General features: G+C 72.5%; 10 protein-coding genes, 1 pseudogene and 1 riboswitch. Of the genes and pseudogenes, 6 read left to right on the top strand and 5 right to left on the bottom strand.

Translation table 11 applies throughout. From position 1 onward, the window contains the following. Positions 1-27 precede the first annotated feature (27 nt). Both OG974_RS00430 and OG974_RS00435 read right to left on the bottom strand, forming a co-directional pair. Complete coding sequence (locus tag OG974_RS00430; protein WP_327278936.1) at positions 28-726, bottom strand: response regulator; 699 nt, start codon at positions 724-726, stop codon at positions 28-30. Next, complete coding sequence (locus OG974_RS00435; protein WP_371645013.1) at positions 723-2,324, bottom strand: ATP-binding protein; 1,602 nt, start codon at positions 2,322-2,324, stop codon at positions 723-725. Before OG974_RS00435 ends, OG974_RS00430 begins: the two co-directional genes overlap by 4 nt. 50 nt (positions 2,325-2,374) lie before the next feature. Here OG974_RS00435 and OG974_RS00440 point away from each other — a divergent pair. Next, positions 2,375-2,887 (top strand): annotated as a pseudogene (locus OG974_RS00440) (alpha-glucosidase); the annotation flags it as partial. 31 nt (positions 2,888-2,918) lie between these two features. On the opposite strand, the gene OG974_RS00445 reads toward OG974_RS00440, so the two are convergent. Further along, complete coding sequence (locus tag OG974_RS00445) at positions 2,919-4,166, bottom strand: citrate synthase (RefSeq protein WP_327278938.1); 1,248 nt, start codon at positions 4,164-4,166, stop codon at positions 2,919-2,921. A gap of 55 nt (positions 4,167-4,221) precedes the next feature. Between OG974_RS00445 and OG974_RS00450 the strand changes: the two genes are divergently transcribed. Continuing rightward, positions 4,222-5,388 carry a citrate synthase/methylcitrate synthase gene (locus OG974_RS00450; RefSeq protein WP_328763982.1) on the top strand — a complete coding sequence of 389 codons (1,167 nt, stop codon included), beginning with the start codon at positions 4,222-4,224 and terminating at the stop codon, positions 5,386-5,388. 14 nt (positions 5,389-5,402) lie between these two features. Continuing rightward, on the top strand, positions 5,403-6,647 hold the full coding sequence (locus OG974_RS00455; protein ID WP_328763985.1) for a CobW family GTP-binding protein: 1,245 nt from the start codon (positions 5,403-5,405) through the stop codon (positions 6,645-6,647). A gap of 16 nt (positions 6,648-6,663) precedes the next feature. Here OG974_RS00455 and OG974_RS00460 read toward each other — a convergent pair whose 3' ends face one another. Continuing rightward, on the bottom strand, positions 6,664-8,763 hold the full coding sequence (locus OG974_RS00460) for a restriction endonuclease (RefSeq protein ID WP_327278941.1): 2,100 nt from the start codon (positions 8,761-8,763) through the stop codon (positions 6,664-6,666). Positions 8,764-8,863: 100 nt separating this feature from the next. Next, a complete protein-coding gene (locus tag OG974_RS00465) occupies positions 8,864-11,320 on the bottom strand; it encodes a DNA topoisomerase IV subunit A (protein ID WP_327278942.1) in 2,457 nt (818 codons plus the stop codon). Between the two features lie 252 nt (positions 11,321-11,572). On the opposite strand from OG974_RS00465, the gene OG974_RS00470 reads away from it, so the two are divergent. The 3 genes from OG974_RS00470 to OG974_RS00480 all read left to right on the top strand — a co-directional run bounded on the left by OG974_RS00470 (position 11,573) and on the right by OG974_RS00480 (position 15,467). Next, complete coding sequence (locus OG974_RS00470; protein WP_327278943.1) at positions 11,573-12,928, top strand: pitrilysin family protein; 1,356 nt, start codon at positions 11,573-11,575, stop codon at positions 12,926-12,928. A 20-nt stretch (positions 12,929-12,948) separates the two neighbouring features. Next, the gene (locus OG974_RS00475) at positions 12,949-14,316 is read left to right on the top strand and encodes a pitrilysin family protein (protein WP_327285816.1); all 1,368 of its coding nucleotides are present in this window, start codon (positions 12,949-12,951) and stop codon (positions 14,314-14,316) included. A gap of 184 nt (positions 14,317-14,500) precedes the next feature. Continuing rightward, positions 14,501-14,660, top strand: a riboswitch (cyclic di-AMP (ydaO/yuaA leader). Between the two features lie 12 nt (positions 14,661-14,672). Then, entirely contained in the window at positions 14,673-15,467 is a 795-nt protein-coding gene (locus OG974_RS00480) for a M23 family metallopeptidase (protein ID WP_327278944.1), read from the top strand. Positions 15,468-15,629 lie beyond the last annotated feature (162 nt).

The raw sequence follows: 15,629 nt of genomic DNA on the forward strand, positions 1-15,629 counted from the left end.
GCGGGGCTCCCGTCGGGCGCCGGTCGGTCAGGGGCCCTCGGACGGGAGCCAGGAGTAGCGGTGTTCGGGGCGCCCCGTCTCGCCGTAGCGCAGGGCCAGGGTGACACGGGCGGTGCGCTCCAGGAGCTTCAAGTAGCGCTGGGCGGTCTGGCGGCTGATGCCGGCCCGGTCGGCGATTTGCTGGGTGGAGAGCGGGCCTTCGGCGGATCGCAGGACTTGGCGGACCAGTTCGGCGGTGGTGGCGGAGTGGCCCTTGGGCAGCTCGTTCGGTGAACCGGCCGTGGCGAGGGCGCCGAAGATCCGGTCCACTTCGGCCTGTTCGGCTTCGCCGCCCGTCTCCAGGGTGCGGCGCAGGGAGCCGTACGCCTCCAGGCGGGTGCGCAGGCCCGCGAAGGTGAAGGGCTTGACCAGGTACTGGAGGGCGCCGAGGCGCATGGCGGACTGGACGGTGGTCAGGTCGCGGGCGGCCGTCACCATGATCACGTCGGTGCGGTGGCCGAGCTGGCGCAGCCGGCGGACCAGGTCCAGGCCGTTCTCGTCCGGGAGGTAGTGGTCGAGGAGGATCAGGTCCACGGGCCGGGTGTCGAGGACGTCCAGGGCTTCGGCCGCCGAATGGGCCTGGGCGCAGACGCGGAAGCCGGGAACCTTCGCCACGTACGCCGCGTTGATCCGGGCAACACGCATGTCGTCGTCGACGACCAATACGTGAATCGGGGTCTCGTTCATCGCAGGGCCTCCGGGAGTACGACGGAGAACTCCGCCCCTCCGTCCGCTGTCCCGCCGGCCCGGGCCGTGCCGCCCTGCCGCTCCGCGAGGCGGCGTACGAGTGCCAGACCCAGCCCGCGCTCGCGGTGGGCCTTGGGCTGCTTGGTCGACCAGCCCTCGTTGAAGATCTCCTCGTGGCGGCCCGCCGGGACACCGGGCCCGCTGTCCCGCACGCGGAGGACCGCCGTACGGCCTTCGGCGCGCAGCTCGACTTCGACCAGGGGCTCGGCGGAGCCGGCCGCCGCGTCCAGGGCGTTGTCCACCAGGTTGCCCGTGATGGTGACGAGGCCGCCGGGATCGATGAGGCGGTCGGGCAGGAAGGTGGCGTCGGCGAGGCGCAGCGGGACGCCGCGCTCGGCAGCGACGGTCGCCTTGCCCACGAGAAGGGCGGCCAGCAGCGGGTCGTGGACCTTCTCGGTGACCTGTTCGGCAGTGCTGCGGTGCACTCCGACGACCTCGGTGACGAACTCCACCGCCTCCTCGTGCAGGCCCAGCTCCAGCAGGCCGAGGAGGGTGTGGAGGCGGTTGGCGTGCTCGTGGTCCTGTGCGCGCAGGGCGTCGATCAGGCCCTTGGTGGAGTCGAGCTCACGGCCGAGGTGCTCCAGCTCGGTGCGGTCTCGCAGCGTGGCGACGGCGCCGCCGTCCTCGGTGGGCATCCGGTTGGCGACCAGGACCCGGGGTCCCTGGACGGTGAGCAGGTCCCGGCCGGTGACACGGCCGGAGAGGACGTCGGTGGTGCGGCCGGCGGCCAGTACGTCGTCCAGCGGGCGTCCGGCGACGGTGGCGGCGGCATCCGGGGGGAGGCCCAGAAGGCGGGCGGCCTCGTCGTTGACCAGCCGGATCCGGCCGTCGCGGTCGAGGGCGACCACGCCCTCGCGGATCGAGTGCAGCATCGCCTCGCGTTCGGCGAGTAGACCGGCGATATCGGAGAAGGCCAGGTCGCGGGTCTGCCGCTGGATCCGGCGGGACAGCAGGTAAGCGGCGAGCGCGCCCGCCGCGAGCGCGCCGCCCGCGTAGGCGAGCAGGCCCGGGATGGAGCCGAGCAGCCGCTCGTGGACGCTGTCGTAGGCGATGCCGACGGAGACGGCGCCGACGATCTCCCCGTCGGCCGCGAGGAGCGGGACCTTGCCGCGGGCGGAGCGGCCGAGCGTGCCCTCGTCGATCTCCATGACCTCGCGGCCCGCGAGGACGTCGCTCGGGTCGGTGGAGACGGGCAGGCCGATCCGGTCGGTTCCGGGGTGCGAGCGGCGGATTCCGTCCAGGTCCATGACGACCACGTACTCGGCCCCGGTGGCGCGGCGGATCCGCTCGGCCGAGGCCTGCACCGGGCTGTCGGGCGTCGGCCCGGAGTCGAGGAGATCGGCGGCCAGTGACGGGTCCGCGGCCGCGCTCTGGGCGATGGCCAGGGCGCGCCGCATGGCCTGGTCGTCGAGCTGAGCGCTGAGCGGGGCCAGGAAGAGCCCAGTGGCCAGCACGGCGACCCCGGCGGCGATGGCCAGCTGGGTCAGCAGGATCTGCGAGACGGCCCGTCTGGGCAGCCCGAGGCGCCGAGCACTCATGTGGAGGAACCGCATGACCAGCAACCGTAGGTCGCCTTCGGCCCGAGGGGAACCACGACGTGACCCGCACCGCCACCCGCTACGGGCGCGCCGACATCGGCTTCGACTTCGCCGCCACGGCCTTCGGTACCCCCACCGGCCCGGGCTTCGGTACCCGGCGGGCGCGGGCCGCGGCCCTGCTGACGCTCGCCCTGCCCGGCGCCGTGTACGCGTACCAGGGGGTGGAACTGGGCCTGCCGGAAGCCGGCATACCGATCAGCCGGATCCAGGACCCCATGCGCGTCCGGTCCGGCGGCAGCCGACCCGGGGCGGGACGGCTGCCGGGTCCCACTGCCGTGGACTGCCGAGCCGTGGCGCGACCCCCGGCTGCGCGCGCCGCCCGGGGAGCTGGCCTTCGCCCGCTCGCCCGGGGTGCTGGCCTTCGCTCGCCCCGACGGGCTCGTCTGCATGGTCACCTACCCGTCGCGCCGGTCCCGCTGCCGGAGCCTACGAGCCCCCTGCTGAGCAGTTCCGCCCCGGACCACGAGGGGCTGCTCGTGCGGGACGCGGCGGTCCGGCTGCGGCCCTGGCACCGCGGCCGGAGCGCCGCCGCCGTCACGGCAGCGGTCGGGGTGGGCGCGGACCCTGGTACTGGCCGCTCGGGCGCATCCGCAGCGGCCGCTCCTGGTACTCCTCCAGCGCGTGCGCGATCCAGCCCGCCGTCCGCGACACCGCGAACACCGTCTCCCCGGCCTCCGCGGGCATCCCGCAGGACACCGTCAGCACGGCCAGGGCCAGGTCGACATTGGCGTGCAGCCCGTCCCGGCGTGCCGCCGCCGTCGCGACGACCTCCCGGGCGGCCGCCAGAGCGGGGCCGGCCTGCGGCACGTCCTCCAGCCGGGCGAACAGCGCCGTGGCCCGCGGGTCCTCGCCCTCGTACAGCCGGTGCCCGAGCCCCGGAACCCGCCGTCCCGCACGCAGGTGGTCGGCGACCACCGGCGCGGCCCCGCCCCGCTCCAGCGCCTCCACCAGCATCCGGTGCGCGAGCCGTCCGGCCGCGCCGTGCAGGGGGCCCTCCAGTGCACCGAGGCCGGCCGAGACCGCCGCGTACGGATGGGCCCGCGCCGACGCGGCCACCCGTACGGCCAGGGTCGAGGCGGCCAGATCGTGGTCGATGAGCAGCGTGAGGGCCAGGTCGAGGGTGGAAAGGGCCGCCGGGTCCGGCTGCCGTTCGGTCAGCCGGCACCACAGTTGCTCCGCGAGCGTTCCGGCCCCGGATTCCGTCCGGCCCAGTACGGGCAGGGCGGCCGCCAGCGTCGGGATCAGACAGCGCGCGGAGCCCAGTACGGCCTCCGCCGACAGGTCGAAGCGCAGCGGATCCGTCACCGCGGCCGCCGCCGTCGCCACCCGCAGCCGGTCGATGGGCCCGCTGTGCTCGGGCAGCGCGGCCACGGCGCGCCGGGCGGCGGCGAGGGCCTGCGGGGGAGCGGCGAACCGGACCCCGCGCGGCAGCGCCCCGGTCCAGAGCCACTCGGCGACCTCCTCGTAGCGGTACCGCGCGGCCAGCTCGACCGCGTCCACGCCGCGGAAGTAGTACCGGTCGGGCTCGATGAGCGTGAGCGAGGTGCGTACGGCGAGCGCCGCGCCCGGGGGCGAGGCCGCCTCGCGCCGGTTGCGCCGGGCCAGCTCCGCCACCTCGCGGGCGTCGAAGCTGCTGCCCCGGCCGACGGGGTCGCGGCGGCTGGTGAGCTGGCCGCGGCTGACGTACGCGTACACGGTCGCGGGCTTCACCCCGAGCAGCTCGGCCGCCTGCCGGGTACTGATCCGGCGCTCGCCGTCCGCGCCGTCCGCCTGATCATTCATGATGCTCACCCTACATATATTGATTGAATCAACATTGACAAGGATTCAATCCATCATGGATGGTCGGCACATGAACACCTCCGTCGATGTGCCCCGCGGTCTCGCGGGAGTCGTGGTCACCGAGACCGAACTCGGTGACGTCCGAGGCCGAGAGGGCTTCTACCACTACCGCCAGTACTCGGCCGTCGAGCTCGCCGCGAGCCGCAGCTTCGAGGACGTGTGGCACCTGATGTTCCGCGGCGCGCTTCCGGCCGACGCCGCCGAACGGGCCGCGTTCGCCGCCGAGATCGCCCCGCTGCGCCGGCTGCCCGACGCGGTGCGCGACGCACTTCCCGCCCTCGCCCGGGCCACCGCGCTCTCCGGTCCCCTCGCCGGACTGAGGACCGCGCTCTCGCTGCTCGGCGCCTCCGCAGGGTTCCGTCCCGTCTACGACATCGACCCCGGGCGGCGGACCGCCGACGCGCTGGCCGCCTGCGCCGCCGTACCGACCCTGCTCGCCGCGCTGCACCGGCTGGGGCAGGGCCTGGAACCGGTCGAACCGCGCGCGGACCTCCCGTACGCCGCCAACTACCTGTACATGCTCACCGGGCAGGAGCCCGACCCGGTCAGGGCGCGTGCGGTCGAGCAGTACCTGATCTCCACCGTCGACCACGGCTTCAACGCCTCGACCTTCACCGCCCGCGTGATCGCCTCCACCGGCGCGGACGTCGCGGCCTGCCTCACCGGCGCTATCGGCGCGCTCTCCGGCCCGCTGCACGGCGGCGCGCCCAGCCGAGCCCTGGACACCTTGGACGCCATCGGCACCTCGGACCGCATCGAGCCGTGGATCCGCGAACGGGTCCTCGCCGGCGACCGGATCATGGGCTTCGGGCACCCCGTGTACCGGACCGAGGACCCGCGCTCGCGGATGCTGCGGGACATCGCGCTGCAGTTCGGCGGCCCGCTCGTGGACTTCGCCGTGGAGGTGGAGCGGCACGTCGAGGAGATCCTCGCCGAGCTGAAGCCGGGGCGGGAGCTGCACACCAACGTGGAGTTCTACGCGGGCGTGGTCATGGAGCTGTGCGGGCTGCCGCGCGAGATGTTCACCCCGACCTTCTGCGCGGCCCGCGTGATCGGCTGGAGTGCGAACATCCTCGAACAAGCGGCCGATTCGAAGATCATCCGTCCGGCGGCCCGGTACGTCGGCCCGAACCCGCCCGAGCCGGTTCCGGCGCTCGGCTGACTACGATCGGTCGTGTGAACAGCCGTCAGCCCGCCCAGCCGATTCCCGTCGTCGTGCTTTCCGGATTCCTCGGATCCGGCAAGACGACGCTGCTCAACCACCTCCTCGGCAACCGGGGAGGCACCCGGATCGGCGTCGTCGTCAACGACTTCGGCTCGATCGAGATCGATGCGATGTCCGTCGCGGGCCAGGTCGGCGACTCGATGGTCTCGCTCGGCGGCGGCTGCCTGTGCTGCGCCGTCGACAGCAGCGAGCTGGACGCGTACCTGGAGAAGCTGTCCGCGCCCGTCCATCGGATCGACGTGATCGTCATCGAGGCGAGCGGGCTGGCCGAGCCCCAGGAGATGATCCGGATGCTGGTGGCCGGCGAGAACCCTGCCGTCCGGTACGGCGGGCTGGTGCAGGTCGTGGACGCCGCGGAGTTCGACGCGACCCGGGCCAGGCACCCGGAGACCGACCGCCACCTGGCCGTCGCGGACCTGGTGGTGCTGAACAAGACCGACCGGGTGGAGGCGGCCGCCCTCGCCCGGATCGAGGCCGAGCTGGGCACGCTCTGCCCCGGCACGCCGGTGGTGGCCGCCGACCACGGCCGGATCGACCCGGAGCTGCTCTTCGACCGGCGGCCGTGGACCGAGACCCAGGGACAGCTGTCCTTCGAGGACCTGATCTCGCAGGCCAGGGAAGCCGATGCCGCGGACACCTCCGCCGACACGGATCACGAGCACCACCATCAGCACGAGGACCACAGCGGGCACGCGCACGCGCTGTACGAGAGCACGGAGTTCGTGTCCGAGCAGGCCCTGAACCCGCGCCGGTTGATCGACTTCCTGGACCGCCGCCCGGCCGGGCTGTACCGGATCAAGGGCTTCGTCCACTTCGGCGTCCCCGGCCACGAGGAGCGCTACGAGGTCCACGCGGTCGGCCGGTTCCTCCGCTTCGCGCCGGGCCCCTGGGGACGGGGCGAGCCGCGCCGGAGCCAGCTTGTCCTGATCGGCTCCGGTACGGACGGCCCCGCCCTGCTCCGGGACCTGGAGGCCTGCCGCGAACCGGCGCCGCAGGACGCGGCCCCGGAGAGCATGTGGGGCGTCCTGCGCTACGTCGACCGCCCCGCGCAGGAGGGGGCGGAGCCGCAACCGGAGCCGTACGGGGCGCAGCCTTACGAGCCCGAGCCTTACGAGCCCGAGCCTTACACGTCCGGGTCTTACGCGCCCGAGCCGTACGGCGAACCCGGCCCGGACCTCCGTCCGGAAGAGGCGTAGGCCGTACCGAGGCCGGTCAGGCGACCTCTACGCCGTACGCGCCCAGCAGGTCTTCCAGGCCGCCGCGGTAGCCCTGGCCGCCGATCACGAAGTCCCAATCGCCGTTGGACCGGCGCCGGAAGGAGCCGAGGACCAGAGCGGTCTCCCCGGCGCGCCCGTCGGAGACGTCCAGCCGTCCGAGTTCCTCGCCGCCCGCGGACAGCAGGCGGATGTGGGCGTCGGTGAACCCGGCGAGGTCGGCGCGGGGATCGACCTCCGGATCGATCGCGGCAACGAGGACCAGGCGGTCGGCGCGTTCGGGCAGGGCGTCGAAGGACACCTCCAGGGCGGCCTTGTCGGGTGCCGAGTGCGCGCGGGATCGGACCGAACCGTCCGGGGTCCGCGGGTTGTTGAAGAACACGAAGTGCTCCTCGCTCAGCACCCGCCCGCCCTCGCAGACGAGCGCGCAGACGTCCAGCGCGACCGACCCCGACCAGGACATGCCGAGCACGTTGTAGTCCGCCGGGGGAGTCGGCTCGGGCGCCCGCGGCGCCGCGACCGCCGGGGCCGCGGCGCCGCCGCCGAGCCGGCCGCGCAGTCCGTACTGGTGCAGCAGCCCGACCAGGTCCGCCCCGGGAACCAACTCCAGCGGCTTGCCGTTGGCAAAGGTGTACGACCCGGGCCCGAAGGAAGCGGTGGTGACGAGCACCCCCTTGTTCGCCCCCTTGTCCTGGACCGTGCCGTACAGATCACGCACGGCCGTCGGCGGCACCGTGTTCCGGTAGCGCTTGACCTGCACCACGATCCGCCCGCCCCGGATCGGCGCCGGGTCCAGCGCTTCCACGTCGACCCCGCCGTCGCCCGACCGCTGCGTGGTCACCGCCTCCATGCCCATCGCCCGGAACAACTCGGCGACCAGGTTCTCGAAGGCGATCGGGTCCATCGCGAAGAGGTCCGGCTCGTCGTCGTCCGCATCGCCCGCGTGCCCGCCGTGGCTGACGACACCTCCTCCGACCTCGTCGGGCCGGCGCCCCGGGCGCACCGCCGTCAGCTGGTCGGGGCGCACCGACAGCTGCCCGCCCAACCCCGAGACCAAACAGTCCACGGCGCTGACCTGCTCCAGCCGCACTCCGTCGAAGGCGCTGCGCTCCGCCGGCAGCGTGGAGAGCACGAACCGTGCCTCCTGACCCGTCGCCGGATCGTGGCAGTCCACGAAGCCGTTGACCACGACCGAGTCCAGTACGCCGAACTCGTCCGCCGCGTACAACTCGCGCACCACCAGCAGCATGCACTGCGCCAGCAGGTCCCGGTACAGCGCCCGGCGTTCCGTCACCGGGCGGGGCTTCACCTTGTCCTGGTCCGTGCTCGGCAGGTACTGCACCGCCCTGGCCTCCGGCACCACCGCGTACCCGGGGAGCTCCCAGTCCAGCACCAGCTGGCGCGCCGCCGGATCGTAGGCGGCCGCCACCTGCCTCGGCAGCGCCTCGGGCCAGGCCGTCGAGGCGTACAGGGCGGCCGAGAAGTACTCCACCGCCGCTTCCGCGTCGCCCGTGCGAAGGGCGGTGGCCAGCTCGGTGAGCCCGCTGTTGTGCGCCCGTACCCCGACGAGCTGCTCGGCGGCCCACCGGTCGTACTGCTGCCGATACGCGGCGAGTTGCTGTTGGCGCTGCGCCTCCGCGGCGCTCGCGGCCTGCCAGGCCTCGGTGTACCGGGCGTGGGCCTCCCGCTCCGCCTGCGCCCGGTGGCTGGAGCCGAGGGTCCAGCCGCTGCTCTGCTGCTGGAACTGATCGATGCGCGGCATCGGCACCGGATGTGCCAGGGCCCCGGGGTTGAAGGGTTCCAGCTGCTCGGGTCGGGCCAGGGCGGATATCCGGAAGGCGGGCGCCCGGCAGCCGGAGACCAACAGGCCCTTGAGGGCGTCGACCTCCGCGTCGATCTGCGCGGTCCGCCGCAGGGCCTCGGCCTCGCGGTACTGCCGATGGCTGCGGTTGGCGTCCCGTTCCTGGGTCCGCTGCCGGTCCCGTTCGTACGCCCCCAGCCGGCGCTCGGCCTCCCGCTGCTGGATCAGCTGTGTCTGCTGCTGCCGGCGCTGGGCCTCGGCCCAGTCACCGATCAATCCGCCCGACCGACGACTCATCAGCTGTGTACTCCCCCCACCAACACCCAGAGGGAAAACACTAGTCGGCATTCGGGTGGTACGTCCCCCCGGTCGCACTACCCGAATGCCGCCGTACGTCCTACAGCGCGCCCCCCGCCAGAGCGGCGACGACCGCGGGCAGCGCGGCCCCCGAGCCGTCGCGGCGCGGGTCCACGGCCGGTAGTTCGGCCGGGGTGCCGTTCGCCGCGGCCGCGCGGACCGGTGCGTTGCCGGCCCAGGCCAGCAGCAGCAGGTCCTCGCCCTTCAGGAACCGCTGGCAGCGGACGCCGCCGGTGGCCCGGCCCTTGCGCGGGTACTGGTCGAACGGGGTGAGCTTGCCGGACTGCATCGAGTCGTCCAGCGTCCCGTGAGAGCCCGCCACCGTGAACACCAGGGCGTCCCGCGCCGGGTCCACGGCCGAGAAGTGGATCACCTTGGCGTTGTCGGAGAGCTTGATGCCCGCCATGCCGCCCGCCGGGCGGCCCTGCGGGCGCACCTGGGCCGCCGGGTAGCGCAGCAGCTGGGCGTCGTCGGTGAGGAAGACCAGGTCCTCCTCGCCCGTGCGCAGTTCGACCGCGCCGACGATCCGGTCGCCCTCCTTGAGGGTGATGACCTCCAGCTCGTCCTTGTTCGCCGGGTAGTCCGGCACGACCCGCTTGACCACGCCCTGTTCGGTGCCCAGGGCCAGGCCCTGCGAGGACTCGTCCAGCGAGGTCAGGCAGATCACCGTCTCGTCCGCCTCCAGCCCGGAGAGGAACTCCGACACCGGGGCGCCGCCCGCCAGGTTCGGCGCGGCGTGGGTGTCCGGCAGCTGCGGCAGGTCGATCACCGAGAGCCGCAGCAGCCGCCCGTACGAGGTGACCACGCCGACGTCCGCCCGGGCGGACGCGGCGACCTGCGAGACGACCAGGTCGTGCTTCGCGCGGGCGCCGCCCTCCTCCTCCGGCAGCGGGTCGCCGTTGGCGGTGCGCGCCAGTAGACCCGTCGAGGACAGCAGGACCCGGCACGGGTCGTCCGCGACCTCCAGCGGCACCGCGGCGACCGTCGTGCCCGCCGACTCCAGCAGGACCGTACGGCGCTCGGTGCCGAACTTCTTCGCGACCGCGGCCAGTTCCGTGGAGACCAGCTTGCGCAGCTCCGTGTCGGACTCCAGGATGCCGGTCAGCTCGTCGATCTCGCCGGTGAGGCGGTCGCGCTCGGACTCCAGCTCGATCCGGTCGAAGCGGGTGAGCCGGCGCAGCGGGGTGTCCAGGATGTACTGGGTCTGGATCTCGCTCAGCGAGAAGCGCTCGATGAGCCGCTCCTTCGCCTGCGCCGAGTTGTCGCTGTCCCGGATGATGCGGATGACCTCGTCGATGTCGACCAGGGCCACCAGCAGACCCTCGACCAGGTGCAGCCGGTCGCGACGCTTGGTGCGGCGGAACTCGCTGCGCCGCCGCACGACCTCGAAGCGGTGGTCGAGGTAGACCTCCAGCAGCTCCTTGAGGCCCAGCGTCAGCGGCTGGCCGTCGACGAGGGCGACGTTGTTGATGCCGAAGGACTCTTCCATCGGCGTCAGCTTGTACAGCTGCTCCAGCACGGCCTCGGGGTGGAAGCCGTTCTTGATCTCGATGACCAGGCGCAGCCCGTGCGAGCGGTCCGTGAGGTCCTTGACGTCCGCGATGCCCTGGAGCTTCTTGGAGCCGACCAGGTCCTTGATCTTCGCGATGACCTTCTCGGGGCCGACCGTGAAGGGCAGTTCGGTGACGATCAGGCCCTTGCGGCGCGCCGTGACGTTCTCCACGGCCACCGTGGCCCGGATCTTGAACGTGCCGCGGCCCTTCTCGTAGGCGTCCTTGATGCCCGAGAGGCCCACGATCCGGCCGCCCGTGGGCAGGTCCGGACCCGGCACGAAGCGCATCAGCGCCTCCAGGTCCGCCTGCGGGTAGCGGATCAGGTGGCGGGCCGCCGCGATGACCTCGCCCAGGTTGTGCGGGGGCATGTTGGTGGCCATGCCGACCGCGATCCCGGAGGAGCCGTTGACCAGCAGGTTCGGGTACGCCGCGGGCAGCGCGACCGGTTCCCGCTCCTGGCCGTCGTAGTTGGCGGTGAAGTCGACGGTGTCCTCGTCGATCGACTCCGTCATCAGCGACGTGGCGTCCGCCATCTTGCACTCGGTGTAACGCATCGCGGCCGGAGGGTCGTCGTTGCCGAGCGAACCGAAGTTGCCGTGGCCGTCGACCAGCGGCAGCCGCATCGAGAAGGGCTGGGCCATGCGCACCAGGGCGTCGTAGATCGACGCGTCACCGTGCGGGTGCAGCTTGCCCATGACCTCGCCGACGACGCGCGCGCACTTCACGTAGCCGCGGTCGGGGCGCAGGCCCATCTCGTTCATCTGGTAGACGATGCGCCGGTGTACCGGCTTCATGCCGTCCCGGGCGTCGGGCAGGGCGCGGGAGTAGATCACCGAGTACGCGTACTCGAGGAAGGAGCCCTGCATTTCGTCGACGACGTCGATGTCGAGGATCTTCTCCTCGAAATCCTCCGGCGGCGGGGTCTTCGTGCTGCGGCGGGCCATCGCTGCGCGGCTCCTTAACCAAGAAAGAAGGTGTGCTGGGGGTCTGGCGGGTGTGCTGAGCGGGATTGACGGGGTTGTCGCGGACCATTGTGGCCCGAGGCACCGACAAGGCCGACTCCGACCCTGGCGGTCACCCCCGGACGGAGTCGCGGGGGAGTGCGAGTCGGGAACTTCTCCGGTCACCGACGCGCTTGCATACAGTGGCAGGTCTGACGGAAATCTCTACATCGCGATCGAAGGGACCACATGCCCATGGGTCACACGGCCACAGCCCAGGCCGGCTCCGGCGGCCTGACAGCGACCGAGCACCGGCTGGCCAACGGCCTGCGCGTGGTGCTCTCCGAGGATCACCTGACCCCGGTCGCCGCGGTCTGCCTCTGGTACGACGTCGGCTCGCGCCACGAAGTCAAGGGGCGGACCGGTCTGGCTCACCTCTTCGAGCACCTGATGTTCCAGGGCTCGGCGAGCGTACCCGGCAACGGGCACTTCGAGCTGGTCCAGGGTGCCGGCGGTTCGCTCAACGGCACCACGAGCTTCGAGCGCACCAACTACTTCGAGACCATGCCGGCCCACCAGCTGGAGCTCGCGCTGTGGCTGGAAGCGGACCGGATGGGCTCGCTGCTCACCGCCCTGGACGACGAGTCCATGGAGAACCAGCGCGACGTCGTCAAGAACGAGCGCCGCCAGCGGTACGACAACGTCCCGTACGGCACGGCGTTCGAGAAGCTGACCGCCCTGGCGTACCCCGAGGGCCACCCGTACCACCACACCCCGATCGGCTCCATGGCCGACCTGGACGCGGCCTCCCTGGAGGACGCCCGCGCCTTCTTCCGTACGTACTACGCGCCCAACAACGCGGTGCTGTCGGTCGTCGGCGACATCGACCCCGAGCAGACGCTCGCCTGGGTCGAGAAGTACTTCGGCTCCATCCCCGGGCACGACGGCAAGCAGCCGCCGCGCGACGGCGCGCTGCCCGAGATCATGGGCGAGCAGCTGCGCGAGGAGATCGTCGAGGAGGTCCCGGCCCGCGCGCTGATGGCCGCCTACCGGCTCCCGCACGACGGCACCCGTGAGTGCGACGCCGCCGACGTGGCGCTGACCGTCCTGGGCGGCGGCGAGTCCTCCCGGCTGCACAACCGCCTGGTACGCCGTGACCAGAGCGCCGTCGCGGCCGGCTTCGGCATGCTGCGGCTCGCCGGTGCGCCCTCGCTGGGCTGGCTGGACGTGAAGACCTCCAGCGGGGTCGAGGTGCCCGCCATCGAGGCCGCCGTCGACGAGGAGCTCGCGCGGTTCGCCGCCGAGGGCCCGACGGCCGAGGAGATGGAGCGCGCGCAGGCGCAGCTGGAGCGCGAGTGGCTGGACCGGCTGAGCACGGTGGCCGGCCGCGCCGACGAACTGTGCCGCTTCGCGGTGCTGTTCGGCGATCCGCAGCTGGCCCTGACCGCGGTCGGGCGCGTCCTCGACATCACCGCCGAGGAGGTGCAGGCCGTGGCCGCGGCGCGACTGCGCCCCGACAACCGGGCGGTGCTGGTGTACGAGCCGCTCCCGGCAGGGGCCGACGCCGACGCGGCCGACGAGAACGACGAGAACGAAGGGGCGGAGCAGTGAGCGACACCGCAGCCGTCACGATGACCTTCCACCCGCAGCCGCAGGCGGGCCAGGCCAGGCCGTGGGCCTTCCCGGCCCCCGAGCGGGGCGCGCTGCCCAACGGCCTGACCGTGCTGCGCTGCCACCGGCCCGGCCAGCAGGTCGTCGCCGTCGAGGTCAACCTCGCCGCCCCGCTGGACGCCGAGCCCCAGGGCCTGGACGGCGTGGCGACCATCATGGCCCGCGCGCTGTCCGAGGGCACCGACAAGCACTCGGCCGAGGAGTTCGCGGCCGAGCTGGAGCGCTGCGGCGCCACCCTCGACGCGCACGCCGACCACCCGGGCCTGCGGGTCTCGCTGGAGGTCCCGGCCTCCCGCCTGCACAAGGCACTGGGCCTGCTCGCGGAGGCGCTGCGCGCCCCGGCCTTCGCCGACGCCGAGGTCGACCGGCTGGTGCGCAACCGGCTCGACGAGATCCCGCACGAGCTGGCGAACCCGCAGCGCCGCGCCGCCAAGGAGCTCTCCCGGCAGCTCTTCCCGTCGACCCTGCGGATGTCCCGGCCGCGCCAGGGCACCGAGGAGACGGTCGCCCGGATCGACTCCGCGGCCGTACGCGCCTTCTACGAGGCCCACGTACGCCCCGCCACGGCCACCGCGGTCGTCGTCGGCGACCTGACCGGCATCGACCTGGACGCCGTCCTGGGGGACACCCTGGGAACCTGGACCGGCAACTCCGCCGAGGCGCTCCCGGTGCCGCCGGTGACCGCGGACGACACGGGCCGCGTGGTCATCGTGGACCGGCCCGGCGCGGTCCAGACGCAGCTGCTCATCGGCCGGATCGGGCCGGACCGGCACGAGCGGGTCTGGGCGGCGCAGGTGCTCGGCACGTACTGCCTGGGCGGCACGCTCACCTCGCGCCTGGACAAGGTGCTGCGCGAGGAGAAGGGCTACACGTACGGAGTGCGCGCCTTCGGCCAGGTGCTGCGGTCCACCGCGGACGGCAAGGGCGCCTCGATGCTCGCCATCAGCGGCTCGGTGGACACCCCCAACACCGGCCCGGCGCTCGAAGACCTCTGGAAGGTGCTCCGCACCCTCGCGGAGGGCGGCTTGACCGACGCCGAACGGGACGTGGCGGTGCAGAACTTGGTGGGCGTGGCCCCGCTGAAGTTCGAGACGGCCGCGGCCGTCGCCGGCACGCTCGCCGACCAGGTCGAGCAGGAGCTTCCGGACGACTACCAGGCGCGGTTGTACGCACAGCTGGCCCAAACGGGCACGGTGGAGGCGACTTCGGCCGTTCTGGCCGCCTTCCCGATGGACCGCCTGGTCACCGTCCTGGTGGGTGACGCTTCGCAGATCGAGGCGCCGGTGCGGGCGCTGGGGATCGGTGAGGTCACCGTCGTCACCAACTGACGGACATCTCAAGGGGCTCCGGTGGCTTGTCCACCGGGGCCCCTTTTGTCTGTTTAGTGGAGAGGTTGCTTGTATGGGGTGTGGCGTACGCAACAAAAAGGCGCGTCTGTTTGGCGATTGACTGATGATCCGCCTAGCGTCGGCCGTGCTGTCCGTCAGTTGTACGCGCCGCATCCGCGGCACCGGGCAGCGATCGCCGAGTCCCCGTCAGGCGCGAGCCTGGGGAGCCGGGGACCCACATGTGTCCCTGGGGTGAATCGGACCGCCTCGTCAGAGGGGGCCCGTAGGAGACCTTCCTGCTCCGAACCCGTCAGCTAACCCGGTAGGCGAGAAGGAAGGAAAGGATCAACCCCTTCATGGCGTTTGGCAGTCGTGCCGCCGGTAAGCACCGTGGTTCCAGCCGTCTGAGCCGCAAGACCGCCGGCTACGCCGGCATCGCCGCCCTCGCCACCACCGGTGTCGTCGGCTCCCTCGCCGGACCGGCGTTCGCCGCGTCCGACAAGGCCCCCTCCATGGAGGACACCGGTCTGAACGCCGTGGTCACCGCCGAGGACCTCGCGGGCGAGATCGAGGCCCAGGCCGAGGCGCAGCAGAACGCCGCCGATGCCGCCGCCGCCAAGGCGAAGGCCGAGGCCGACGCGAAGGCCCGTGCCGCCGAGGCCAAGCAGAAGGCCGAGGACAAGGCGAAGGCCGAGCGCGAGGCCGCCGAGCGCGCCGCCCGCGAGGAGGAGCGCAAGCGCCTCAACACCTTCGTCGCCCCCGTCGACGGGTCCTACATCAGCACCCAGTGGCACGCGGGTGGCGGCATGTGGTCCTCCGGCAGCCACACCGGCATCGACTTCCACGCGGCCTCCGGCACCTCGGTGCACGCGGTGGGCGCCGGAACCGTCGTCGAAGCCGGCTGGGGCGGCGCGTACGGCAACAACGTCGTCATCAAGCACAACGACGGCACCTACACGCAGTACGGCCACATGACCTCGCTGAACGTTTCCGTCGGCGAGCAGGTCACCCCGGGCCAGCAGATCGGCTTGTCGGGCTCGACCGGCAACTCCAGCGGCCCGCACCTGCACTTCGAGGCCCGCACCGGCGCCCAGTACGGCTCGGACATCGACCCGGTCGCGTACCTGCGCAGCCACGGCGTCGACGTCTGACCCGCAGCACTCGACCGAAGGCCCCGGCTCCCCGAGCCGGGGCCTTCGCGTTGTGGCTGTAAATATCCCCGATTTCCGCCCGCACTCGGAAAATATCGCGTGTTGCAATAGAGTCCCGATACGATCGCAACACGATCGCAACACGGTCGCGGCAAAATGACG

Origin of the sequence: Streptomyces sp. NBC_00597 (genome assembly GCF_041431095.1) — a bacterium.
GTDB lineage: Bacteria > Actinomycetota > Actinomycetes > Streptomycetales > Streptomycetaceae > Streptomyces.

Excerpts from the sequence above, each read along its gene's own strand:
- OG974_RS00430 (WP_327278936.1), bottom strand. The coding sequence starts at position 726 with ATGAACGAGACCCCGATTCACGTATTGGTCGTCGACGACGACATGCGT.
- OG974_RS00435 (WP_371645013.1), bottom strand. The coding sequence starts at position 2,324 with ATGAGTGCTCGGCGCCTCGGGCTGCCCAGACGGGCCGTCTCGCAGATC.
- OG974_RS00445 (WP_327278938.1), bottom strand. The coding sequence starts at position 4,166 with ATGAATGATCAGGCGGACGGCGCGGACGGCGAGCGCCGGATCAGTACC.
- OG974_RS00450 (WP_328763982.1), top strand. The coding sequence starts at position 4,222 with ATGGATGGTCGGCACATGAACACCTCCGTCGATGTGCCCCGCGGTCTC.
- OG974_RS00460 (WP_327278941.1), bottom strand. The coding sequence starts at position 8,763 with ATGAGTCGTCGGTCGGGCGGATTGATCGGTGACTGGGCCGAGGCCCAG.
- OG974_RS00465 (WP_327278942.1), bottom strand. The coding sequence starts at position 11,320 with ATGGCCCGCCGCAGCACGAAGACCCCGCCGCCGGAGGATTTCGAGGAG.
- OG974_RS00470 (WP_327278943.1), top strand. The coding sequence starts at position 11,573 with ATGGGTCACACGGCCACAGCCCAGGCCGGCTCCGGCGGCCTGACAGCG.
- OG974_RS00475 (WP_327285816.1), top strand. The coding sequence starts at position 12,949 with ATGACCTTCCACCCGCAGCCGCAGGCGGGCCAGGCCAGGCCGTGGGCC.
- OG974_RS00480 (WP_327278944.1), top strand. The coding sequence starts at position 14,673 with ATGGCGTTTGGCAGTCGTGCCGCCGGTAAGCACCGTGGTTCCAGCCGT.